Below are 21,842 nucleotides of genomic sequence, written 5' to 3'. Positions count from 1 at the left end.
TCCCTGGTTCGGACGCGCCGCACCTGTGGACAACCACACCCGAGCGGCCACGGGTCGCTACCGTCGTCGACATGAGCACCGCCGCCACGACACCGCCGTCCGTCGTCGTCCCCCCGGGCCGCGACCTCGTGGTGGATCTCGCCCGCGTCTTCTGCGTCCTGCTGGTCGTCGCGATCCACGTGATGATGGTCGGTGTCGCCGTCGACGCGACGGGTGCCGTCGTGGCGAACCGTCCCCTGCAAGAGCAGTCCTGGTTCCCGCTCTCGACGTGGGCCGGGCAGATCATGCCGCTCTTCTTCGTGGTGGGCGGGTTCGCCAGCGCCACGGCCTGGGCCGGGGCACGGCGCCGCGGCGCCGACGCCGGCGACTTCGTCCGCGGTCGCCTCCTGCGCCTCGCCCGCCCCGCGAGCGCGGTCTTCGTCGTCCTCGCGATCGCCCTCGCCGTCGCGACCCTGCTCGGCGTCGATCCCGAACTGCTCGACGTCGTGGCGACCGGCGTGGGCTCGCCGTTCTGGTTCCTCGCCGCCTACGGCATCACGCAGCTGCTCGTGCCGGTGATGGCCCGCCTGCACGCGACCCGCCCGTGGGCGACGCTGTCCGTCCTGGTCGTCGCCGCGGTCCTGGTCGACGCGGTGCGGTACGGCACCGGCGTCACGGCCGTCGGGCTCCTCAACCTCGCCTTCGTGTGGCTCTTCGTGCAGCAGCTCGGCTTCGCCTACGCCGACGGGCTGTTCCGTCGGACCCCTCGGGCCGTGCTGCTCGTCGTCGCCGTCGTGGCGTACGCCTCGCTGGTCCCGCTGACGACGGCCGGGCCGTGGTCGGACGACATGCTGAGCAACCTCAACCCGCCGACGGTGCCGCTCATGGTGCTCGGGGTGGCGCAGATCTGCGTCCTGTCGCTCGTGCACCCCGCCCTGGCGCGTCTCATGTCCACGTCGGCGGCCCGCGCCGTCGTGTTCGCCGTCGGCAGCCGCGGCATGACCATCTACCTCTGGCACCTCCCGCTGTTGATCGCCGTGCTCGGGGTCCTCTTGGCCGTGGGCGGGCCGCTCCCCCAACCCTCGACCGCCACCTGGTGGTGGACGCGCCTCCCGATCTGGGCCCTCGTCATCGGGCTGACCTGCCTGGTCTCGCTGGCGACCGCCCGGTTCGAACTGCCGCCGCGAGCGTTCGCCGAGGGGCGGCGCCGCGCCTCCTGGTGGTCGATCGGGGTGGCGGCGGTGCTCGCCATCGGGCCGCCGTTCGACGTGATGCACGAGGGCCTCGACCTGCGCAACGCGATCGCGGGCGCGATCTGCCTGCCCCTGGCCGTCTGGCTGCTCGGCCGGTCGCGCCCCGACGTCGACCCGGGGTCCGCCCTGCGGGCCGCCGACAGACCCGCGGACGCAGCCCACACGGGGTAGACGCCCGGCCGACGGGGGGCTCGGCCGGGCGTCCGGCGGTCTCGGAGCGGATCAGGAACCCCGGGACCGGACGCGGAACAGAAGGCCCGATCACGAGGCCCGCGCTCTGTCCGCTGAGAACACCCTGCGGCGCGAACCAATGATCCGGCTGACAGGTGGCCCGCATTCCGCTGACCATCGCCGCGACGGTCGATGCGTCCACGACGACAGAGCACCACCAGGAGGCGCGCGCGGCTGCCGTAGACTCGTCGAGTCCACCCGTTGACGCCTCTGCAGGAGTAAACCAGTGCCCACAATCGTCGTCGAGGTCATGCCCAAGGCTGAACTGCTCGACCCCCAGGGCAAGGCCGTCGCCGGTGCCCTCTCCCGTCTCGGCAAAGGGGCGTTCACCGACGTCCGCATCGGCAAGCGCTTCGAGGTCACGGTCGAGGGCGAGGTGACCGACGCCGTCCTCGCGGACGTCCGCGAGCTCGCCGACGACATGTTCTCGAACTCGGTCATCGAGGACGTCGTCTCGATCACCGTCGCCGACGCTCCCGCCGCCCTCTGATGCGCGTCGGCGTCGTCACCTTCCCCGGCTCCCTCGACGACCGTGACGCGCAGCGCGCGGTCCGACTCGCGGGCGGCGAGCCCGTCGCCCTCTGGCACGGCGACCACGACCTGAAGGGCGTCGAGGCGATCATCCTGCCCGGCGGCTTCAGCTACGGCGACTACCTGCGTGCCGGCGCGATCGCCTCCTTCTCGCCGATCATGGCCGACGTGGTCGACGCCGCGAACGCGGGAATGCCCGTCCTCGGCATCTGCAACGGCTTCCAGATGCTCGCCGAGGCCCGCCTGATCCCGGGGGCGCACACCCGCAACGCGCACCAGCAGTTCATCCGCCGCGACCAGCGTCTCGTCGTCGAGAACGCCCGCACCGACTGGACGAACGGCTTCACCGAGGGGCAAGAGATCACCATCCCCCTCAAGAACGCGGACGGGCGCTTCATCGCCGACGCCGAGACCATCAAGCGCATCGAGGGCGAGGGGCAGGTCGCCTTCCGCTACGTCGGCGTGAACCCGAACGGGTCGATGGACGACATCGCCGGCGTCACCAATGCGCGCGGCAACGTCGTCGGCCTCATGCCGCACCCCGAGCACGCCGTCGAAGAGGGCTTCGGCCCCGACACCCCCGCCGCGATGTCGAGCGGCATCGACGGCCTGACCTTCTTCACGTCCGTTCTCGAGAGGGCCCTCGCCAAGTGACCGACCAGACCGACCGCGCCCCGCACGACGCCGAGATGATCGACGTCCGCCCCGAGGGTCACGTGCCCGACACCGTGGCGAACGCCGCGGCGACGCCCGATCGCGAGCAGCCCTACGGCGCCCTCGGCCTGAAGGCCGACGAGTACGCGAAGATCCGCGAGATCCTGGGGCGTCGCCCCACGAGCGGTGAGCTCGCCATGTACTCGGTCATGTGGAGCGAGCACTGCTCCTACAAGTCGAGCAAGATCTACCTCCGGCAGTTCGGCCAGAAGGTCTCGCCCGCCATGAAGAAGAACCTCATGGTCGGCATGGGCGAGAACGCCGGAGTGGTCGACGTGGGGGGCGGCTGGGCCGTCACCTTCAAGGTCGAGTCGCACAACCACCCGAGCTACATCGAGCCGTTCCAGGGGGCGGCCACCGGCGTGGGCGGCATCGTCCGCGACATCATCTCGATGGGTGCCCGCCCCGTCGCGGTCATGGACCAGCTGCGCTTCGGCGACATCGACGCGGCGGACACGGCCCGCGTGGTCGACGGCGTCGTCGGTGGCATCAGCTTCTACGCCAACTGCCTCGGCCTGCCCAACATCGGCGGCGAGACCTACTTCGACGCCGTCTACCAGGGCAACCCCCTGGTCAACGCACTGGCCGTGGGCGTCCTGCGCCACGAAGACCTCCACCTGGCCAACGCCCGGGGCGTCGGCAACAAGGTGGTCCTGTTCGGTGCGCGCACCGGCGGTGACGGCATCGGCGGCGCCTCCATCCTCGCCTCCGACACGTTCTCGTCCGGCGGGCCCACCAAGCGTCCTGCCGTCCAGGTCGGCGACCCGTTCGCCGAGAAGGTGCTCATCGAGTGCTGCCTCGAGCTGTTCCGCGACGAACTGGTCGAGGGCATCCAAGACCTCGGTGCAGCCGGCATCAGCTGCGCCACGTCCGAGCTCGCCTCGAACGGCGACGGCGGAATGTTCATCGAACTCGACAACGTCCTGCTGCGCGACCCGTCGCTCACCGCCGAAGAGATCCTGATGAGCGAGAGCCAAGAACGCATGATGGCCGTCGTGCGTCCCGAGAAGCTCGACGCGTTCCTCGCGGTCGTGGCGAAGTGGGACGTCGAGACGAGCGTGCTCGGCGAGGTCACCGACACCGGCCGTCTCGTCATCAACTGGCACGGCGAAGAGATCGTCAACGTCGAGCCCCGCACGGTCGCCGTCGACGGCCCGGTGTACGAGCGCCCCGTCGCCTACCCCACCTGGATCGACGCCCTGCAGGCCGACAGCGCCTCGTCGCTGCCCCGCCCCACGGGCAACGCCGTCCTTCGCGAGCAGTTCCTCGAACTGCTCGGCTCGCCCAACCTGGCCGACAAGAGCTGGGTCACGAACCAGTACGACACCTACGTGCTGGGCAACACCGCGCTCAGCTTCCCCGACGACGGAGGCATGATCCGCGTCGACGAAGAGACCGGTCTCGGCTTCGCGATCGCGACCGACGCCAACGGGCGCTACTGCCAGCTCGATCCCAAGCAGGGTGCTCGCCTGGCGCTGGCCGAGGCGTACCGCAACGTCGCCGTGACCGGTGCCGTGCCCGCCGCCGTGACCGACTGCCTGAACTTCGGCAGCCCGGAGGACCCCGAGGTCATGTGGCAGTTCTCGCAGGCCGTCGAGGGACTGGCCGACGGGTGCCTCGAACTCGAGATCCCGGTCACCGGCGGCAACGTGTCGTTCTACAACCAGACCGGCACGCGTCCGATCCACCCCACTCCCGTGGTGGGCGTCCTCGGCGTGATAGACGACGTCGCCAAGCGCATCCCGTCCGGCTGGCAGGACGAAGGCGACAACATCTACCTGCTCGGCACCACGGCGCTCGAGCTCGACGGATCGGCCTGGGCCGGCGTGGTCCACGACCACCTCGGTGGACGCCCGCCGGCGGTCGACCTCGCGGCCGAGGCGCAGCTCGCGCAGCTCCTGCACGCCGGTGGCGACCAGTCGTTGATCGCGGCGGCCCACGACCTGAGCGACGGCGGCCTGGCACAGGCGCTAGCCGAGGCCGTGCTGCGCTTCGGAGTCGGTGCTCGCGTCTGGCTGGGTGAGATCATCGAGCGGGACGGCATCGACGTCGCGACCGCCCTCTTCAGCGAGTCGACCGGTCGCGTGATCGTCTCGGTGCCCCGCGAGGACGACGTCCGCTTCCGCGGCCTCTGCGAGGGCCGTGGCTACCCGGTGGCCCGCATCGGCGTGACCGACGGCGAGTCGGGGTCGCTCGAGGTACAGGACGTCTTCACGGTGTCCATCGACGAGCTGCGCAGCACCCACCGTGGCACTCTGCCGGCCCGCTTCGGAGCCACCATCGGCGACTAGTCACCATCCTGCGACGACTCGAAGGCCCTCACCACAGGTGAGGGCCTTCGAGTTCGTGGGAGGCAGAACCCTAGGGCCCCGCATCTTCTGCATGTAAAATGTCTCATATGCAGACCCCGACCCCGTCCCCTGAGGCGTCCTTCCGTGATCGCGAACGCTTCTCGGGCATCCAGGGCCTCCGGTTCGTGGCAGCCCTCCTGGTGGTCGTCACCCACACCGTGTTCTACGCCCACGAACGACTCGACCCCTCGTTCCGCCCGTGGAGCTACGGATCGGTCGGGGTGGACGTCTTCTTCGCGATCAGTGGGTTCGTCATGATGCACACCGTCCGTCGCCTCGAGGGCACGCCGCGGGCCTGGGCCATCTTCGCGCGTCGCCGACTCGATCGCATCGTCCCGCTCTACTGGCTCGCGACGACCCTCAAGGTGCTGACGTTGGTACTCGTCCCTTCGGCCGTGCTGCACGCCACCCTCGAGCCGGCCAACACGCTCGGGTCATACTTCTTCATCCCGACCCGCAACGCCGAAGGCAACATCGAACCCGTCCTCGGCGTCGGCTGGACCCTCGTCTTCGAGTGTGCGTTCTACGCCCTCGTGGCCCTGTGCCTGGCCCTCAGGGTCAGAGTCCTGCCCACCGTCGGAGCGGTGCTCGTCAGCTGCTCGGCGCTGTGGTGGGCCTTCGACGCCGCACGCCCGGCATGGGCGGTCTATTTCGACCCCATCGTCCTGTTCTTCCTCATCGGCATGGTGATCGCCGAGCTGACGCGTCCCGCCCGCCGTGGCTGGTTGTGGGCCGTGCTCGCGGTCTCCCTGGTGGCCCTGGCGGTCGTGCTCGCCACGTCCGTCGGCGACGGGGGCTTCGGGCGCAACGCACCAGCCCGATTCGCGGGCGTCACGGCCGTCGTCGCGGCGACGGTGCTGGCCGAAGGTCCCCTTCGCCGCGTGACGCCGACCTGGGTGCTCACCGGCGGTGCCGCGTCGTACGCGCTCTACCTGTTCCACCCCTTGGTGGCCCCGGCCGTGCCCGAGCTCTTCGCGCGCCTGGGTTGGATCGACGGCTGGCTGTCGGTCGCCGTGTCGGTTCCACTCCTGGTGGCCCTGTCGTTCGTCATCCACCGTCGCGTCGAGCGCCCCCTCGCCAGGGTTCTCGCCCGACGAGGACGCGACCCCCGGCGCCCGCTCGGCTCCGAGTCAGAAGAGCCCCAACCGGCCTAGCTGCTGGCGCCCGACCGCGCACCGACGACTCTCCCCGAGGCGCGAAGCGGGGACGATCGCGTTCGGCGAAGCCGAACACGCCGCCGGAGGCGGCTAGACAGGCACGAACAGCAATTCCCCCGGGCCGAAAGGCCAGGGGGAGCAAAGTTGCTGGGGTACCTGGACTCGAACCAAGAACAACTGAACCAGAATCAGTCGTGTTGCCAATTACACCATACCCCAATGATGACAACCGTCAGGTCTACATCACTGTCGGCCCATCATCTGGACCGACGTCTACTGTACAGCATCTGCCAGGTGTTCGAGGCCACCGATGAGGTCCCGGTTGATCACGGCAGCGACACGGGCGCCGTCGCCGGCGGCAACGATGAGTTGCTGGGGACCGGGTGCGGTGCTCTCGCCGGCGGCGTACAGCCCAGGAACCGACGTGCGACCATGGCCGTCCACGACGAGCAGTCCGTCGCCGTCCAGGTCGGCCCCCGTCGCCGAGACGTAGTCGAGCGCGGCCGACCACTCCGGGCGGACGAAACCACCGGCCCGAGGCACGACCGTGCCGTCCTCGAGCACGACCCCACGCATGCCGTCACGATCGCCGTCGATGCTCGTGACGCGACGACGGTCCACGGTGATCCCCCGGGCGGCCAACGCAGCCTCGTCCTCCGAGGTCACCACGTCCGAACCGTGCGTGAAGACGATGAGGTCGTCTGTCCACTGCGAGAGCAACAGGGCGCGGTCGACCAGGTCAGGGTGCTCACCGATGAGGGCGAGTGGCTGGTCACGTTTGTCGTACCCGTCGCATTCGATGCAGCTGTGGACGTACGTGCCGTAGAACGCTCGGAGTTGGGCGATCTCTGGCAGGGTCTCGCTCAGACCCGTCGTCACCAGCACGGTCCCTGCCAGGGCGGACGACTCCTGCCCACGGAACGCGCACGAGATCTCGAACCCGCCGTCGACCGGGACGACGTTCGTCGCCAGGGTCTGCCGGTGTTCGGCCCCCTCGTACCCCAGGAACTCGTCGCGTCCGAGCTTGCGGAGCTCGAGCGGCGAGATGCCGTCGCGGGTGAGGTACCCGTGCGAGAGCAGCGTGGCGGAGTTCCGCGGCCGGTTGCTGTCGATCAGCACGACCCGTCGGCGGGCGCGGACGAGGTTGAGCGCAGCGCTCAACCCTGCGGGGCCGCCCCCGATGACAGCGACGTCGTAGCGCTCGGTCATGAGCGGTCGGCGAGAGCCGCGAGTCGGGCAAGGGTCGACTCGCGGCCGAGGATCTCCATCGACTCGAACAACGGCGGACTCACGCGACGCCCGGACAGCGCCACCCGCAACGGGCCATAGGCCACGCGGGGCTTGAGGCCGAGTCCGTCGACGAGCGCCTCCTTGAGGACCGCCTGGATCGACTCGTGCGTCCAGTCGGCCAGGCCCTCGAGGGCAGCCGAGGAGGCGCGCAGCACCTCGGTGGACCGCTCGCCCAGCGAGGCCAGCGCGTCGTCCTCGTGGACCAGGTCGTCGTCGGCGACGAACAAGAAGCCGAGCATGCCACGAGCCTCGGACAGGAGGGTCATGCGTTCTTGGACGAGGGGCGCCGCCTGCACGAGCACGGCACGCTCGGCCTCCGTCGGCGGAACGCTGACGACCCCGTCGAGGTAGGGCAGCAGTCGCTCGGTGAAGTCCCCGACGGACAGCAGTCGGATGTGGTCGCCGTTGATCGACTCGGCCTTCTTCACGTCGAATCGCGCGGGGTTCGGGTTCACGTCGACGACGTCGAACGCCGCGACCATCTCGTCGATCGAGAACACGTCCCGATCGTGAGTCAAGGACCACCCCAGGAGCGCCAGGTAGTTGACGAGGCCCTCGGGGATGAAGCCGCGGTCTCGGTGATGGAACAGGTTGGACTCGGGATCGCGCTTCGAGAGCTTCTTGTTGCCGTCGCCCATTACATAGGGCAGATGGCCGAACCGAGGGACGAACGTGGTGATGCCGAGCTCGACCAGCGCCTCGTAGAGGGCGATCTGGCGGGGAGTGGACGAGAGGAGGTCCTCACCGCGCAGGACGTGGGTGATGCCCATCAGAGCATCGTCCAGCGGGTTCACGAAAGTGTAGAGAGGCACTCCGTTCGGTCGGACGACGACGAAGTCGCTGAACGATCCCGCCGGGAACGTGATCGCACCGCGGACGAGATCGTCGAAGCTGAGGTCGCGGTCGGGCACTCGCAACCGGAGTGCCGGCTGACGCCCCTCGGCTCGGAACGCCGCACGTTGTGCGTCGCTCAGCTCACGCTCGAAGTTGTCGTAACCCTGCTTGGGGTCGCGACCGTTGGCGATGTTGCGAGCTTCGATCTCTTCACCCGTGGCGAAGCTCTCGTAGAGAAGCCCCCGCTCGAGCAGCTGATCGATGACCCCGCGATAGATGTCATGGCGCTGAGACTGACGGTAGGGGCCATGAGGCCCACCTGCGTCGATGCCCTCGTCCCAGTCGATGTTGAGCCAACGAAGCCCGTCGAGGATCTGCTCGTAACTCTCTTCGCTGTCTCGGGCCGCATCGGTGTCTTCGATGCGGAACACGAGCTTGCCACCCGTGTGCCGGGCGTAGGCCCAGTTGAAGAGGGCGGTGCGGATGAGGCCGACATGCGGCGTTCCGGTGGGCGAGGGGCAGAACCGCACGCGCACGTCGGTGCCGGTAGCGGTGGAGAAGGGAGCTGACATCGCTGACGATCTTACCGGGGTTGGTGGGCGGGTCAGCGTTAAACGCAGAAAGGCCCCTTCCGAAGAAGGGGCCTTTCTGGTGTTTCGTGTGCTGTTCGCACTAAAAGGAGTCCGGCGGTGTCCTACTCTCCCACAAGGTCCCCCTTGCAGTACCATCGGCGCTGAGAGTCTTAGCTTCCGGGTTCGGAATGTGACCGGGCGAAACAGCACAACCGGAATAGGCCATGACTGCTGAATTTGATGCTGACTAAAGAACAAAACAATCTGACGATTGTTGTTGTCCATCAATCTCAAAGAAACCTAAACACCACTCACAACCCCACCAAAGGTGAAGCCACAAGCAATGCCAGGGTATAATTTGGCATTTGACAATGTGCACGCTGTTGAGTTCTCAAGGACCAAACGCACCAGGGACCCAGCCGTGAAAGACTTTTGCCCTGAGCAGTTCTGTAACCTTATGCACTGACCGACGATGCCGAGACCGTGCCGACGCCCCTTGCGGAACGAGCCGTAACTCTACATCATCTTGATCAGTGTTCGCAACTCACTTGGTCCGAGGCTGTAAAGCAACTCGAGGACTTGGAAGTTGGTCCCACTTGAGGGCCGGGGAAGCTTCGCTCCGCCCGCACCTTTGGGGTGACAAGTGATTACTATACGCAGCCCGAGACAGGCATGGCCAAACTTCGTGCATCCCGGGCGTGTCGCGGGCCACGTCCCGAAGAGTGGCGGGGCCGCTACCTGAGGGGCAGCACGAGCACGGCGCCCAGGGACACCGAGGCGATGACGATCCACGAGGCCAGGCCCACGAGGAAGGCGCGGCCGCCGGTGCGGACGAGGCGCTCGAGGCGGATGCCCGACCCGAGGCCGACGAGTGCGAGCCCGAGCAGGACCGACTGGACCGTCCCCGCGATCGCGAGCAGCGCCTCCGGAACCGGGATCACCGTCCGGACGACGACCGCGACGGCGAAGCCGACGACGAACAACGGCACGATCGGCGGCCGGGCTCCGGCGTCGGCACCCCGTCGGCGGACCACGGTCGACGTGATCGCCACGATCGGCGCGAGCATCAGGACCCGCGTGAGCTTGACGATGACCGCGATCGCGAGAGCGGCCGCTCCGGCGGTCTGCGCCGTGGCGACGACCTGACCGACGTCGTGCACGCTCGCCCCCACCCAGGCACCGAACTCGAGGTCGGTCAGACCGACCCACCCTCCGATCAGGGGCAGGACGGCGATCGCGAGCGTGCCGAACAACGTGACCAGAGCGACGGGAGTCGCGGCGTCCTTGCCGCGATCGCGGGTCACGGCACTCATCGCGCCGATCGCCGACGCCCCGCAGATTGAGAAGCCGGCCGCGAGCAGGAGGGGTTGGTCACCGGGGAGCCGGGCCCATCGGCCGAGCAGGTAGGTGACCGCGAACGTGAGGCCGAGGATCGCGATCACGACGACGACCGTCGCCCACCCGAGTCCGGCGACGTCGACGAGGCTGAGCTGGAGCCCGAGCAACACGACGCCGATGCGCAACAGTCGCTTCGAGGCGAACGTCAGTCCGGGCTTGCCGCTGCCGTCGATCACCGGGCGGAGGGGCCGGACCTGGGCGGCCGCGATGCCGAGCAGGACGCACCAGGTCAGGACGGGGACCGCCGGCAACACGAGGTGCAGGCCCCACGCCACCCCGTAGGCGACCCCGGCCAGCAGGAGCCCCGGCACCGGATTCGTGCGCGGGGGCGCGTCGACGGCGGCGGGGCTCACCGGGCGGGCCTAGACCCGGTTCTTGGCGGGGTTGATCAACGAGCCGAGGCCCGAGATCGCGACCTCGACGGTCTGGCCAGCCGTGAACGGACCGATGCCGGCGGGCGTGCCGGTCAGGATGACGTCACCCGGCAGCAGGGTGAAGACGTCCGTGACGTACTCGATCAGCTCGGGGATCTTGTGGATCATCTGCATCGTCGACTCGCGCTGCATGACCTCGCCGTCCACCCGGGTCTCGATGGTGGCGTCCGCCCAGTCGAATTCGTTCTCGATGTAGGGGCCGAGGGGCAGGAAGGTGTCGTAGCCCTTCGCGCGGGTCCATTGGCCGTCGGCGTTCTGCACGTCGCGGGCCGTGACGTCGTTGGCGACGGTGTAGCCGAACACCACGTCCTGGTAGTCCTCGGCCTTCACGCGCTTGGCGATCGACCCGATGACGATGGCGAGTTCGCCTTCGAAGTCGACCCGGCCGACGTCGGGCGGGAGCTGGATCGAGTCGCCGAAACCGATGACCGTCGTGTTGGGCTTGAGGAACAGGATGGGCGCCTCGGGCGCGGACTGGCCGAGCTCGTCGGCGTGGTCCTGGTAGTTCAGGCCGACTCCCACGACCTTGGACCGCGGGATCACCGGCGCGAGCAGTTTGGCCTGACGCAGGGACACCCGCTCGCCCGTCGTCTCGTACCCGCTGTACATGGGATCACCGGCGAGGACGATGAGCTCGCGCTCGTCGACGATGCCGTAGCGGGGGTCTTCTCCGGGCGTGGCGAAACGGGCGATCTTCACGCGTCGAGCCTAGTCATCCAGCCGTGGACATCGGGACGGCGGCCGTACTGGATGTCGGTCAGCTCTTCGCGCAGGGACATGGTCAGTTCTCCACCGGTCGCGGCGGGCGACCCGATGTGGATGCCCTCGCCCTTGAGTTCGGCGATCGGGACGACGACGGCGGCCGTGCCGCACGCGAAGACCTCGACGATGTCGCCGGACTCGACGCCGTCACGCCACTCGTCGATCGTCACGCGACGACGCTCGACGCGGTGGCCCCGGGCCTCGGCCAACTCGAGGATCGAGTCACGGGTGATGCCCTCGAGGATCGAGTCGCTGTCGGGAGTGACGAGGGTGCCGTCCTTCTTGACGAGCACCACGTTCATCCCGCCGAGCTCTTCGATGTAGTTGCTCTCGGACGAGTCGAGGAACAGCACCTGCTGGCAGCCGTTCTCGTAGGCCTCCTGCTGCGGCAGCAGGGACGACGCGTAGTTGCCGCCGGTCTTGGCCGCACCCGTGCCACCCTTGCCTGCTCGGGCGTAGTTCGTGGTCAGCCAGATCGAGACCGGGGAGACGCCGCCGCTGAAGTAGGCCCCGGCCGGACTCGCGATCACGTGGTACGACACCTCGTGGGCGGCCCGGACCCCCAGGAACGCCTCGGTGGCGATCATGAACGGCCGGAGGTACAGGCTCGTCTCGGGGGCCGACGGCACCCAGTCGAGATCGGCCCGCACGAGTTGGCGGACCGACTCGACGAAGTCGTCGGTGCTGAGCTCGGGCAGCGCGAGTCGGCGGGCCGAGCGCTGCAGGCGGCGACCGTTGGCGTCCGGCCGGAACGACCAGACCGAACCGTCGGCGTGCCGGTAGGCCTTCATGCCCTCGAAGATCTCTTGCGCGTAGTGCAGCACCGACGCCGAGGGGTCGAGCTGCAGCGGGCCGTACGGGTGGACGGACGCCGCGTGCCACCCGTCGGCGAGGGTCCACTCGATGGTCACCATGTGGTCGGTGAAGTGCTTGCCGAAGCCGGGGTCGCTCAGGATCGTCTCGCGTTCGGCGTCGTCGCGTGCCGTCTCGGACGGCGTCAGCTCGAACTGCAGCGGGAAGTCGGCCGAGTCGTCGGTCGGGGCGGAGACGTTGTCGGTGGTGGTCATGATGCCCTTCAGGCGGAGGCAGACGGGGACAGGGTGCGCACGCGGTCGGCGATCGCCGTGCCGATCTCGTCCGTGCGGCGGGCGGGGACGGACGCGTCACGCGAGGCGCGGTCGGCGATGTCGGCGTCGACGGCCCGGGTGACGCGGGCGGCCGCGTCGGGCAGGCCGAGGTGGTCGAGCAGGAGGGCGACGGAGAGGATCGCCGCCGTCGGGTCGGCCTTCTGCTGACCGGCGATGTCGGGGGCCGAGCCGTGCACGGGCTCGAACATGCTCGGGAAAGCGCCGTCGGGGTTGAGGTTGCCCGATGCCGCGAGCCCGATGCCGCCGCTGATGGCGCCGGCGAGGTCGGTGAGGATGTCGCCGAAGAGGTTGTCGGTGACGATGACGTCGAACCGGGAGGGGTCGACCACGAGGTGGATGGTGGCCGCGTCGACGTGCTGGTAGTCGACGGCGACGTCGGGGTACTCGGCGGCCACGGCGTCGACGGTGCGCTGCCAGAGGCTGCCCGAGAACACGAGCACGTTGGTCTTGTGCACGAGGGTCAGGTGCCCACGACGACCGCGGGCCTTCTCGAAGGCGAAACGCACGACGCGCTCGACGCCGTGCGCCGTGTTGACGCTGACCTCGTTCGCGATCTCGTGTGGCGTGCCCTGCCGCAGCGCGCCTCCGTTGCCGACGTAGGGCCCCTCGGTGCCCTCGCGGACGACGACGAAGTCGACCTCGCCGGGCGCCGAGAGCGGCGACGGGACGCCGGGGTGGACCTTGGTGGGCCGCAGGTTGACGTAGTGGTCGAGGGCGAAGCGCAGCTTGAGCAACAGGCCACGCTCGATGATGCCGCCCGCCAGCCGCGGGTCGCGGGGGTCGCCGCCCACCGCTCCGAGCAGGATCGCGTCGTGCGACGCGACGGCCGTCAGGTCGTCGTCGGTCAGGATGTCGCCCGTCTCGAGGTAGCGCGCCGCACCCAGCGAGAAGGTCGTGACCTCGAACGTCGCGTCGTCGCCGGCCGCGACCTCGAGCACCTTGAGGGCCTCCGCGACCACCTCGGGGCCGATGCCGTCTCCGGGGATGGCGGCGAGTCTGACGGTGCGGGGCATGGTTCTCCTGGCGTCTCGGGGGGCTCGCCACACTTTACTAGTGGGCAGGTGGGCCGCGCGGGCCCCGCGGCCGGCTCGGGCCACCCGTGCCGGGGTGGCCCGGACGACCCGGGGCCTCAGTCGGCCGAGGAGGCGCGGCGGAGGGTCGTGAGGGCGACCACCACCGCGGCGACCATCACCAGTGCCCCGACCCCGGCCGTGGCGACGAGACCGTGGTCGAAGGCGGCGGTGGCGGCGTGCAGCAGGGGGCCCGCGAGCGACTCGGGAAGCCCGTCGGAGACCGCCACCGCGCCTCCCAGGGTCTCGCGGGCCGCCTCGCCCGCCTCGGTGGGCACGCCGGCGGGCACGACCAGGGCACCCCGGTAGATGGCGGTCAACATGCTGCCGAGCACGGCGGTTCCGAGGACGGCACCGACCTCGTAGGCGGTCTCGGACACCGCCGAGGCGGCCCCGGCCCGGTTCGCGGGCACGGCCGCGATGATCAGGTCGTTCGAGATCGTCTCGGCCGCGCCGACGCCCAGGCCGACGAAGGCGAAGGCCACGACGAACACGACCACGGGGGCCCCGGCGCCGGTGGCGAAGACCGCCGCGTAGGCGAGGGCGGCCGAGGCGAGGCCGATCGCGACGATGGTGCGCGGGCGGAGCCACCGGACGACCCGCACGACGCCGAGGCCCGCCAGGATCATCACCGCGAGACCGGGCACCAGCGTCAGCGCGGCCTGCAACGGCCGCAGCCCCACGACGAGTTGCAGGTGCTGGGTCGTGAAGAACAGGAAGGCCACGAGCGCCACGACGGCGAGCAGGTTGACCAGGACCGATCCGGCGAACACCGGGTTCGTGAAGAGCCGCACGTCGAGCAGCGGACGCGGGCGGGCGAGCTGACGCCGGACGAACAGCCAGCCCGAGCCCACGCCGACCAGCGCCAGGGCGGCGACGGGCCAGACGAAGCCGTCGGTCGCGAGCAGCTTGATCGCCGCGACGACCGGCGCCATGGCCGCGAGCGACAGCAGCACCGAGAACGGGTCGGCCGGCCCCGGTGCGGGATCGCGGCTCTCGGTGAGCAGCAGCGGGCCGGCGATCAGCAGGGGGACGAGCACGGGCACCGCGACGAGGAACACCGAGCCCCAGGCGAAGTGCTCGAGGAGCACGCCGCCGACGATCGGGCCCAGGGCCGATCCGGCGGCGAAGCCCGAGGCCCAGACGGCGATCGCGAGCCGGCGCTGCTCACGGTCGAGGAAGGTGCTGCGCAGCAGCGAGAGGGTCGCCGGCATGATCATCGCGCCGAAGAAGCCCAGCACGGCTCGTGCCGTGATGAGCTGCTCGGCGCTCGTGGAGAACGCGGCGAGCACCGAGACCACGGCGAATCCGCTCGCACCGGTCAGCAGCAGCTTGCGGCGGCCGAACCGGTCGCCCATCGACCCCATGGCCACGAGCAGGCCGGCGAGGACGAGCGAGTAGACGTCGACGATCCAGAGCTGGCCCGCGGCGCTCGGCTGCAGTGCGGTCGAGATCTCGGGCAGGGCGAAGCTCAGCACCGTGTTGTCGACCGAGACGAGCAGCACCGGCAGCATGAGCACGACCAACGCGGCCCACTGTCGTCGGCCGGCACGCGGCGGGACGCCGGTCGGGGTCGTGGCGGTGACGGTGGCGGGGCGGGTCATGGCGTTCTCTCGCGGTCGGTGGAGTGGTGGGTCGAATGGTGGGCGCACCGCCTGGCGTCGGCGGCCCGACGAGGGCAGGAGGCGCGGGTGCCGACCGTCCGGACGGTACAGTTACACCGTCCAGACGGTACAGTAACAGAATGAGCCCTCGACCGTCAGCCCGGGAATCGATGCTCGACACGTTCGAGACGCTCGTCGTCGACGACGGCGAACGCGCCGCGACCTTCGATGCCGTGGCCGCCGCGGCCGGGGTCTCGAAAGGCGGCCTGCTCTACCACTTCCCCACGCGCGAGGCGCTGGTCGACGCCCTCGTCGACCGCCTCACCGCGCTGCTCGACGACGACGTCGCGGCGATGACCAGCGCGCCGGAGGGCGTCGTGGACTACTTCGTCCGCACCTCGTCACCCGCGGCCATCCCGGCCGACGACCCGCTCGACCGCTGCATCACCGCCGTCTCGAACCTCGCGTCGAGCGGACGCCACCCCCGGGCACTCGAGGCCCTCACCGCCATGCAGTCCCGCTGGCACCAGGTCGTCCTCGACGCCGTCGGCGACCCCGCGGTCGCCCGGGTGGTGTCGCTCGTCTCCGACGGGCTCTACTTCACGCCGCGGCCCTTCTCACCGGTGGACTCGGGCGGTGACCCGCGCCACGACACGTCGATCGACGACGTCATCGCCGTGCTGCAACGTCTCGTGCCGCGACGCTGACCCGTGCCTCCTGCGGTCCGGTCAGACGGCGACGATGCAGGCGGGGCTGCCGAGGGTGAACAGGTCGACGGGGGCCCCGGGCAGACCGGTGGCCTCGTCGACGGGCAGCACCGAGACGGTGTCGGAACCCTGGTTGGCGCAGTAGAGCAGACCGTCGGCGATGGTGAAATGCCGCGGCCACTCGCCGCCGCACGGCACCTGACCGACCAGGCGGAGCCTCGAGGGCTCACCGCCGTCGGACCCGCCCTCGGCGTCGACCGAGGTCTCGAGCACGCTGATCGTGTCGCGGCCGCGCGTGGCGACGTAGACCCGCGAGCCGTGGACGGCCAGGTGCGACGGGAGGTCTCCCCGCTCGTCCCGCTCGCCCTCGACGACCGCAACCGAGTACGGGATGACGAGCTCGTCACCCTGCCTCCGGACGACGTACAGCCGGGCGTCGAGCTCGCCCACGACGAGCAGGTCGTCGCCGAGGAAGGCGAGGTGCCGCGGGCCCGAGCCCGCGGGCATCGGGTGCACGCCGACGATCGACGGTTCGAGCGTGACGACGTCGACGGCGACCTCGATCAGCCGGTCGGTGCCGAGGTCGCTGACCAGGTGGGTGCCCCACGGGGTCGCGACGATCTGGTGGGCGTGCGGCCCGCCCTGGCGGTCGGCGACCGGGCCGGAACCCGACGGGAGCGCGACGGTCGCCGTCACGCGTGCCGGGTCGGTGGCCTCGGAGCTGAGCACGCCGAAGGTGCCGCCGACGTAGTTCGCGACGAGCAGGGCGTTCGAGGCCGGGTCGTGGGCGATGTGACAGGGCGAGGCACCGCCGGACGCCGCGACGCCGGCCTCGACCAGGCGGCCCGCGGCGATCGTGTACGACAGCACGCGGCCCTCGTTCGTCTCGGCGACCGCGTGCAGGGCCCCCTCGGTGACGACGAGGAACGACGGGTCGTCGGCCTCGACGACCTGCCCGGCCTGCCAGCGACCGTCGGCCCTCGACCGCTCGAGGACGGTGATGCCGAGGCCGTGGCCACCGCTGACCGCGGTGTACGAACCGACGTAGAGACGCTGGGGGCCGGACGGGCCGAGGTCGCTCATGCGCGGCCGGCGGTGGGGTCGTCGCCGGCGGCGATGCGCTCGTGGTGGTGGATCACCTCGGCGACGATGAAGTTCAGGAAGGACTCGGCGAAGGCCGGGTCGAGCCGGGCCTCTTCGGCCAGGCGACGCAGGCGCTGGATCTGCACGCGCTCGCGTTCGGGATCGCTCGCCGGCATGCCCGCCGCCGCCTTGAGCAGGCCGACGGACTGCGTGTACTTGAACCGTTCGGCGAGCATGTGGACGAGGGCGGCGTCGATGTTGTCGATGCTCTGGCGGATGCCCGCGAGTTCGTCGATCGCGCCCTGGTCGGCCGAGCTGAGGGGGCTGTCCGCCCCGAGAGGACTGTCGAGTGCCATGCACCGACCCTATCGGCGCGCCCGACGACGGGGCCGCCGACGGACCGCCACGGACGAAGGAGGCGCGTCCCGCTCTCGCAGGACGCGCCTCCTTCGCGGCCGGGTCGGCCCGGCCGGGATCAGTCGACCAGCGTGAGCGTGACCTCGACGTTGCCACGCGTGGCGTTCGAGTACGGGCACACGTGGTGGGCCGCGTCGGCCAGCTCTTGACGACGCTCGGGCTCGACGTTCGGCGTGTAGATGTCGAGCTCGACCGCGAGGCCGAATCCGCCCTCGCCGTTGCCGCCGATGCCGACGCTCGCCGAGACCTCGGCGTCCTTCGTGTCGACGCCGAGCTTCTTGCCGGCGCCGTGCATGGCGCTGAGGAAGCAGGCGGCGAAGCCCGCCGCGAACAGCTGCTCGGGGTTGGTGCCCTCGCCGGAGCCACCGAGTTCTTTGGGGGGCCGCGTGTCGAAGTCGAGTCGGTCGTCTTCGCTGCGGACGTGGCCGTCACGACCCCCACCGGTGGCGTGGGCGATGGCGGTGTAGGCGATGTCGAGTGTCATGAGGAGAAGACCATACCTAGATTCTGGGAGTTGGCTCGGTGGCGGGTGAGTGTGGTAGCGCGGCTCAGCCGAGCAGGTCGTGCCGCTGCACGATGGCGTCACGGCCCGGGCCCACGCCGATCGCCGAGATGCGGGCGCCGCTCATCGCCTCGACGGCGAGCACGTAGTCCTGCGCGGCCTTCGGCAGGTCGTCGAAGTCGCGCGCCCCCGTGATGTCCTCGCTCCACCCCGGGAACTCTTCGTAGATCGGCGTCGCGTGGTGGAAGTCGCTCTGCGAGACGGGGACCTCGTCGTGCCGGACGCCGTCGACGTCGTAGGCCACGCAGACCGGGATCGTCTCGAGGCCGGTGAGCACGTCGAGCTTGGTCAGCACGAAGTCCGTCACGCCGTTGATCCGCGCCGTGTAGCGCGCGATCGGGGCGTCGTACCAGCCGCAGCGGCGAGGACGACCGGTGGTCGTGCCGAACTCGAAGCCGTTGGCCCGGAGGAACTCGCCCGAGGCGTCGAAGAGCTCGGTCGGGAACGGCCCGGCGCCGACGCGGGTCGTGTACGCCTTGACGATGCCGATGACGCGCTCGATGCGGCCCGGCCCGATGCCCGAGCCGGTCGAGGCGCCTCCTGCGGTGGCGGACGACGAGGTGACGAACGGGTAGGTGCCGTGGTCGACGTCGAGCATGGTCGCCTGGCCCGCCTCAAAGAGGACGGTCTTGTCGGCCTCGAGCGCCTGGTGGATCTCGAGCGCCGTGTCGGCGACCATCGGCTTGAGTCGCTCGGCGTACGACAGCAGCGACTCGACGACCTCGTCGACCTCGATCGCGCGACGGTTGTAGATCTTGACGAGCAGGTGGTTCTTCTGGTCGAGGGCCGCCTCGACCTTCTGCCGCAGGATGCCCTCGTCGAAGATGTCCTGCACGCGGATGCCGACGCGGTTGATCTTGTCGGCGTAGGTCGGGCCGATGCCTCGACCGGTGGTGCCGATCTGGCGCTTGCCCAGGAAGCGCTCCGTCACCTTGTCGAGGGTGCGGTGGTAGTGCGTGATGACGTGCGCGTTGGCGCTGACCCGCAACCGGGAGACGTCGATGCCGCGCGCGATCAGCGCGTCGAGCTCGTCGAAGAGCACCTCGATGTCGACGACGACGCCGTTGCCGATGACGGGCGTCACGCCGGGCGAGAGGATGCCGGAGGGCAGCAGGTGCAATGCGTACTTCTGGTCGCCGATCACCACGGTGTGGCCGGCGTTGTTGCCGCCGTTGAACTTGACGACGTAGTCGATGCGGCTCGACAACAGGTCGGTGGCCTTGCCCTTGCCCTCGTCGCCCCACTGGGCTCCGATGATCACCACTGCTGGCATGGGTTTCTCCTCACGTCGGGGGAACGCACCGGGTGAGGTGCACTTGAGTCTACCGACAGGCTCGTCCGGGCCGCCCGGACGGCCCGGGACCCGTCGCGGAGGCGCGGCGCGCGACCCGCGGGACACCGCCGGTGGCCATTTGTGGTCACGTACGACAAACTGTGCCCATGAGTCTCGTCGCCGGGGTCGACTCATCGACCCAGAGTTGCAAAGTCGTCGTCCGTGATCTCTCGACGGGCGAACTCGTCCGGCAGGGGTCGGCCGGGCATCCCCAGGGCACCGAGGTGCCCCCGGCGGCCTGGTGGGAGGCGCTGCTCGCGGCGATCGCGGACGCCGGCGGCCTCGACGACGTCGCCGCGCTCTCGGTCGCCGGTCAGCAGCACGGCCTCGTCGCCCTCGACGCCGAGGGACGCGTCGTCCGCGACGCCCTGCTCTGGAACGACACCCGCAGCGCCCCGGCCGCCCGCGATCTGATCGACGAGCTCGGGGCCGAGCAGTGGGCCCGACGCACGGGCTCCGTCCCCGTCGCGTCGTTCACCGCGACCAAGCTGCGCTGGCTGCGCGACGCCGAGCCCGAGAACGCCGCGCGGGTCGCCGCGGTGGCCCTGCCGCACGACTGGCTCACCTGGCGCCTCCTCGGTTTCGGTCCCGCCGACGAGAGCCCGCTCGGGCCCGACCTCGACGCCCTCGTCACCGACCGCTCGGACGCCAGCGGCACCTCGTACTGGAGCCCCACCGGGGAGGCGTACGACCTCGAGCTCTTCGAGCACGCCTTCGGTCGCGGGGCACGCGAGGCCACCGGCTCCCCCGCGGGCGATGCCGGGCGCGTCGTGCTGCCGCGGGTGCTGCAGGCCGACCAGGCGGCCGGGACTGCGGTCGCGGACGGCCCGATCCCGGCCGGCATCGTGTTCGGCGCCGGCGCGGGCGACAACGCCGGGGCGGCCCTCGGCCTCGACGCCACGGTCGGCGACCTCGTCATCAGCATCGGCACGAGCGGGACGGCCTTCGCCGTCACCGACCGGCCCGTGACCGACCCCGGCGGCACGGTGGCCGGCTTCGCGGACGCCGCGGGTGGCTACCTCCCCCTGGTCGCCACGCTGAACGCGGCCCGGGTGCTGTCGTCGGTCGGCGGACTGCTCGGCGTCGACCACGACGAACTGGCCCGTCTGGCCCTGGCGGCCGAGCCCGGCGCCGGCGGGGTCACGCTGGTGCCCTACTTCGAGGGCGAACGCACCCCCGACCTGCCCGACGCCACGGCGACGCTCTCGGGCCTGACCCTGGCGAACTCCACCCGCGAGAACCTGGCCCGTGCCGCCTTCGAGGGCATGCTGTCGGCACTGTCCGACGGAGCCGCCGCCGTCCGCCGACAGGGGGTCCAGGCCACCCGCGTCCTCCTCATCGGCGGGGCCGCGCTGAACCCGGCCGTCCAGGCCGTCGCCCGCCAGGTGTTCGACCTGCCCGTCGTCGTGCCCGAGCCGGGCGAGTACGTCGCCGACGGCGCGGCACGACAGGCGGGCTGGGCCCTCTCGGGGACGCGACCGACCTGGACCCCGGCGACCAGCGCCTCCTTCGAGGCCGACCTGCGACCCGCCGTCGGCGAGCGCTACCGGGCCGCGCAGGGGCTGGGGTCGTTGCCCCGCCCGTGACCCCGGTGCGCCGGGCGCGGCGACCGCAGGAGGCGCGGGTGGCGCCGCCTAGGATCGGACCATGCCCAGCGACCCGGCCAGCACGCGCACCACCATGGCCGAGGACTACCTCAAGGTCATCTGGAAGGCCGAGGAGTGGGCCGAGGCAGGAGTCGGCGCCGGCATCTCGACCAACGAGATCGCCGCGACGCTCGGCGTGAGCGCGTCGACCGTCTCGGGCAACCTCCGCAAACTCGACCGCGACGGCTACCTCGACTACGAGCCCTACCGGCGCATCGCCCTGAGCGACGCGGGCCGTGCGATCGCCGTGTCGATGGTCCGGCGACACCGGCTGATCGAGACGTACCTGGTCGAACGCCTGGGTTACGGCTGGGACGAGGTGCACGACGAGGCCGAGGTGCTCGAGCACGCCGTCAGCGATCGGTTGCTCGACCGGTTCGACGTCGAGCTCGGACACCCCACGGCCGACCCGCACGGCGACCCGATCCCCGCGGCCGACGGCACGGTCGTGCGGCCTGCCGCCCATCCGCTGGGCGACTTCGTCGAGGGCGAGTGCGGCTTCGTCGTGCGCGTCTCGGACGACGAACCCGAGCTGCTGCGCTACCTCAGCTCGCTCGACCTGCGGGTCGGCGCCCACGTGCGCGTCGGCGAGCGTCGCGACTACGCCGGCTCGCTGCAGGTCGTGCTGACCGACGCGCACGACCGGGCGGTCGGCAGCGTCGAACTGGCCGGCGTCGCCGCGGCGTCGGTGTGGGCGAACTCCGAGCCGCACACGCACGCCTGACGCGGGGGCGGGCAGCGCCGCGTGCCCGCCTGCCCGCCCGCT

General features: G+C 70.5%; 19 protein-coding genes, 1 tRNA gene and 1 rRNA gene. 8 read left to right on the top strand and 13 right to left on the bottom strand.

What is annotated here, in order from left to right; all coding sequences use genetic code 11:
* Positions 1-71 precede the first annotated feature (71 nt).
* The 5 genes from ARTHRO9V_RS04340 to ARTHRO9V_RS04320 all read left to right on the top strand — a co-directional run bounded on the left by ARTHRO9V_RS04340 (position 72) and on the right by ARTHRO9V_RS04320 (position 6,213).
* On the top strand, positions 72-1,403 hold the full coding sequence (locus ARTHRO9V_RS04340; RefSeq protein WP_159825792.1) for an acyltransferase: 1,332 nt from the start codon (positions 72-74) through the stop codon (positions 1,401-1,403).
* A gap of 286 nt (positions 1,404-1,689) precedes the next feature.
* Positions 1,690-1,953: a phosphoribosylformylglycinamidine synthase subunit PurS gene (gene purS, locus ARTHRO9V_RS04335; protein ID WP_043597439.1), complete on the top strand. Its 264-nt coding sequence runs from the start codon at positions 1,690-1,692 to the stop codon at positions 1,951-1,953.
* Positions 1,953-2,648 (top strand): phosphoribosylformylglycinamidine synthase subunit PurQ, encoded by a 696-nt coding sequence (gene purQ, locus ARTHRO9V_RS04330; RefSeq protein WP_159825790.1) that lies wholly within the window; start codon positions 1,953-1,955, stop codon positions 2,646-2,648. The genes purS and purQ overlap by 1 nt, the downstream gene beginning before the upstream one ends.
* A gap of 35 nt (positions 2,649-2,683) precedes the next feature.
* Positions 2,684-4,999, top strand: coding sequence for a phosphoribosylformylglycinamidine synthase subunit PurL (gene purL, locus ARTHRO9V_RS04325; protein WP_055978197.1), 2,316 nt, complete (start codon positions 2,684-2,686; stop codon positions 4,997-4,999).
* A 107-nt stretch (positions 5,000-5,106) separates the two neighbouring features.
* A complete protein-coding gene (locus ARTHRO9V_RS04320) occupies positions 5,107-6,213 on the top strand; it encodes an acyltransferase (protein WP_159825788.1) in 1,107 nt (368 codons plus the stop codon).
* 150 nt (positions 6,214-6,363) lie between these two features.
* Here the strand turns inward: ARTHRO9V_RS04320 and ARTHRO9V_RS04315 are convergent.
* The 9 genes from ARTHRO9V_RS04315 to ARTHRO9V_RS04275 form a co-directional block, all read right to left on the bottom strand.
* Positions 6,364-6,435, bottom strand: a tRNA-Gln gene (locus ARTHRO9V_RS04315).
* 54 nt (positions 6,436-6,489) lie between these two features.
* Complete coding sequence (locus tag ARTHRO9V_RS04310; protein ID WP_159825786.1) at positions 6,490-7,425, bottom strand: NAD(P)/FAD-dependent oxidoreductase; 936 nt, start codon at positions 7,423-7,425, stop codon at positions 6,490-6,492.
* Complete coding sequence (gene gltX, locus ARTHRO9V_RS04305; protein ID WP_159825784.1) at positions 7,422-8,912, bottom strand: glutamate--tRNA ligase; 1,491 nt, start codon at positions 8,910-8,912, stop codon at positions 7,422-7,424. Before gltX ends, ARTHRO9V_RS04310 begins: the two co-directional genes overlap by 4 nt.
* A 109-nt stretch (positions 8,913-9,021) precedes the next feature.
* Positions 9,022-9,148 (bottom strand): 5S ribosomal RNA (gene rrf / locus ARTHRO9V_RS04300).
* Between the two features lie 498 nt (positions 9,149-9,646).
* On the bottom strand, positions 9,647-10,663 hold the full coding sequence (locus ARTHRO9V_RS04295; RefSeq protein ID WP_159825782.1) for a YeiH family protein: 1,017 nt from the start codon (positions 10,661-10,663) through the stop codon (positions 9,647-9,649).
* A gap of 9 nt (positions 10,664-10,672) precedes the next feature.
* Positions 10,673-11,443 carry a fumarylacetoacetate hydrolase family protein gene (locus tag ARTHRO9V_RS04290; RefSeq protein WP_055978279.1) on the bottom strand — a complete coding sequence of 257 codons (771 nt, stop codon included), beginning with the start codon at positions 11,441-11,443 and terminating at the stop codon, positions 10,673-10,675.
* Complete coding sequence (locus ARTHRO9V_RS04285; protein ID WP_055978278.1) at positions 11,440-12,573, bottom strand: branched-chain amino acid aminotransferase; 1,134 nt, start codon at positions 12,571-12,573, stop codon at positions 11,440-11,442. Before ARTHRO9V_RS04285 ends, ARTHRO9V_RS04290 begins: the two co-directional genes overlap by 4 nt.
* Positions 12,574-12,581: 8 nt before the next feature.
* Positions 12,582-13,667, bottom strand: coding sequence for a 3-isopropylmalate dehydrogenase (locus tag ARTHRO9V_RS04280; protein ID WP_055978277.1), 1,086 nt, complete (start codon positions 13,665-13,667; stop codon positions 12,582-12,584).
* 116 nt (positions 13,668-13,783) lie between these two features.
* Positions 13,784-15,328: an MFS transporter gene (locus tag ARTHRO9V_RS04275; RefSeq protein ID WP_159825780.1), complete on the bottom strand. Its 1,545-nt coding sequence runs from the start codon at positions 15,326-15,328 to the stop codon at positions 13,784-13,786.
* A 140-nt stretch (positions 15,329-15,468) separates the two neighbouring features.
* Between ARTHRO9V_RS04275 and ARTHRO9V_RS04270 the strand changes: the two genes are divergently transcribed.
* A complete protein-coding gene (locus ARTHRO9V_RS04270; RefSeq protein WP_043593162.1) occupies positions 15,469-16,035 on the top strand; it encodes a TetR/AcrR family transcriptional regulator in 567 nt (188 codons plus the stop codon).
* A 21-nt stretch (positions 16,036-16,056) separates the two neighbouring features.
* Here the strand turns inward: ARTHRO9V_RS04270 and ARTHRO9V_RS04265 are convergent, their stop codons facing one another.
* The 4 genes from ARTHRO9V_RS04265 to ARTHRO9V_RS04250 all read right to left on the bottom strand — a co-directional run bounded on the left by ARTHRO9V_RS04265 (position 16,057) and on the right by ARTHRO9V_RS04250 (position 19,370).
* Positions 16,057-17,118 carry a beta-propeller fold lactonase family protein gene (locus ARTHRO9V_RS04265; protein WP_159825778.1) on the bottom strand — a complete coding sequence of 354 codons (1,062 nt, stop codon included), beginning with the start codon at positions 17,116-17,118 and terminating at the stop codon, positions 16,057-16,059.
* A complete protein-coding gene (locus ARTHRO9V_RS04260) occupies positions 17,115-17,474 on the bottom strand; it encodes a chorismate mutase (protein WP_082452693.1) in 360 nt (119 codons plus the stop codon). Before ARTHRO9V_RS04260 ends, ARTHRO9V_RS04265 begins: the two co-directional genes overlap by 4 nt.
* Before the next feature lie 119 nt (positions 17,475-17,593).
* Positions 17,594-18,019, bottom strand: a complete 426-nt coding sequence (locus ARTHRO9V_RS04255) for an organic hydroperoxide resistance protein (protein ID WP_055978271.1) — start codon at positions 18,017-18,019, stop codon at positions 17,594-17,596.
* A gap of 64 nt (positions 18,020-18,083) precedes the next feature.
* On the bottom strand, positions 18,084-19,370 hold the full coding sequence (locus ARTHRO9V_RS04250) for an adenylosuccinate synthase (RefSeq protein ID WP_055978268.1): 1,287 nt from the start codon (positions 19,368-19,370) through the stop codon (positions 18,084-18,086).
* A 167-nt stretch (positions 19,371-19,537) separates the two neighbouring features.
* On the opposite strand from ARTHRO9V_RS04250, the gene ARTHRO9V_RS04245 reads away from it, so the two are divergent.
* Complete coding sequence (locus tag ARTHRO9V_RS04245; RefSeq protein WP_159825776.1) at positions 19,538-21,016, top strand: xylulokinase; 1,479 nt, start codon at positions 19,538-19,540, stop codon at positions 21,014-21,016.
* Positions 21,017-21,077: 61 nt separating this feature from the next.
* Complete coding sequence (locus ARTHRO9V_RS04240; protein ID WP_055978265.1) at positions 21,078-21,800, top strand: metal-dependent transcriptional regulator; 723 nt, start codon at positions 21,078-21,080, stop codon at positions 21,798-21,800.
* The last annotated feature ends 42 nt before the right edge of the window (positions 21,801-21,842 follow it).

Source organism: Frigoribacterium sp. 9N (assembly GCF_902506305.1).
GTDB lineage: Bacteria > Actinomycetota > Actinomycetes > Actinomycetales > Microbacteriaceae > Frigoribacterium.
The sequence above is the reverse complement of the archived record's forward strand: the minus strand, read 5'-3'. Positions and strand labels throughout refer to the sequence as shown.

Coding starts and splice junctions, on each gene's coding strand:
- ARTHRO9V_RS04340 (WP_159825792.1), top strand. CDS start 72: ATGAGCACCGCCGCCACGACACCGCCGTCCGTCGTCGTCCCCCCGGGC.
- purQ (WP_159825790.1), top strand. CDS start 1,953: ATGCGCGTCGGCGTCGTCACCTTCCCCGGCTCCCTCGACGACCGTGAC.
- purL (WP_055978197.1), top strand. CDS start 2,684: ATGATCGACGTCCGCCCCGAGGGTCACGTGCCCGACACCGTGGCGAAC.
- ARTHRO9V_RS04320 (WP_159825788.1), top strand. CDS start 5,107: ATGCAGACCCCGACCCCGTCCCCTGAGGCGTCCTTCCGTGATCGCGAA.
- ARTHRO9V_RS04310 (WP_159825786.1), bottom strand. CDS start 7,425: ATGACCGAGCGCTACGACGTCGCTGTCATCGGGGGCGGCCCCGCAGGG.
- gltX (WP_159825784.1), bottom strand. CDS start 8,912: ATGTCAGCTCCCTTCTCCACCGCTACCGGCACCGACGTGCGCGTGCGG.
- ARTHRO9V_RS04285 (WP_055978278.1), bottom strand. CDS start 12,573: ATGACCACCACCGACAACGTCTCCGCCCCGACCGACGACTCGGCCGAC.
- ARTHRO9V_RS04280 (WP_055978277.1), bottom strand. CDS start 13,667: ATGCCCCGCACCGTCAGACTCGCCGCCATCCCCGGAGACGGCATCGGC.
- ARTHRO9V_RS04275 (WP_159825780.1), bottom strand. CDS start 15,328: ATGACCCGCCCCGCCACCGTCACCGCCACGACCCCGACCGGCGTCCCG.
- ARTHRO9V_RS04270 (WP_043593162.1), top strand. CDS start 15,469: ATGAGCCCTCGACCGTCAGCCCGGGAATCGATGCTCGACACGTTCGAG.
- ARTHRO9V_RS04265 (WP_159825778.1), bottom strand. CDS start 17,118: ATGAGCGACCTCGGCCCGTCCGGCCCCCAGCGTCTCTACGTCGGTTCG.
- ARTHRO9V_RS04260 (WP_082452693.1), bottom strand. CDS start 17,474: ATGGCACTCGACAGTCCTCTCGGGGCGGACAGCCCCCTCAGCTCGGCC.
- ARTHRO9V_RS04255 (WP_055978271.1), bottom strand. CDS start 18,019: ATGACACTCGACATCGCCTACACCGCCATCGCCCACGCCACCGGTGGG.
- ARTHRO9V_RS04250 (WP_055978268.1), bottom strand. CDS start 19,370: ATGCCAGCAGTGGTGATCATCGGAGCCCAGTGGGGCGACGAGGGCAAG.
- ARTHRO9V_RS04245 (WP_159825776.1), top strand. CDS start 19,538: ATGAGTCTCGTCGCCGGGGTCGACTCATCGACCCAGAGTTGCAAAGTC.
- ARTHRO9V_RS04240 (WP_055978265.1), top strand. CDS start 21,078: ATGCCCAGCGACCCGGCCAGCACGCGCACCACCATGGCCGAGGACTAC.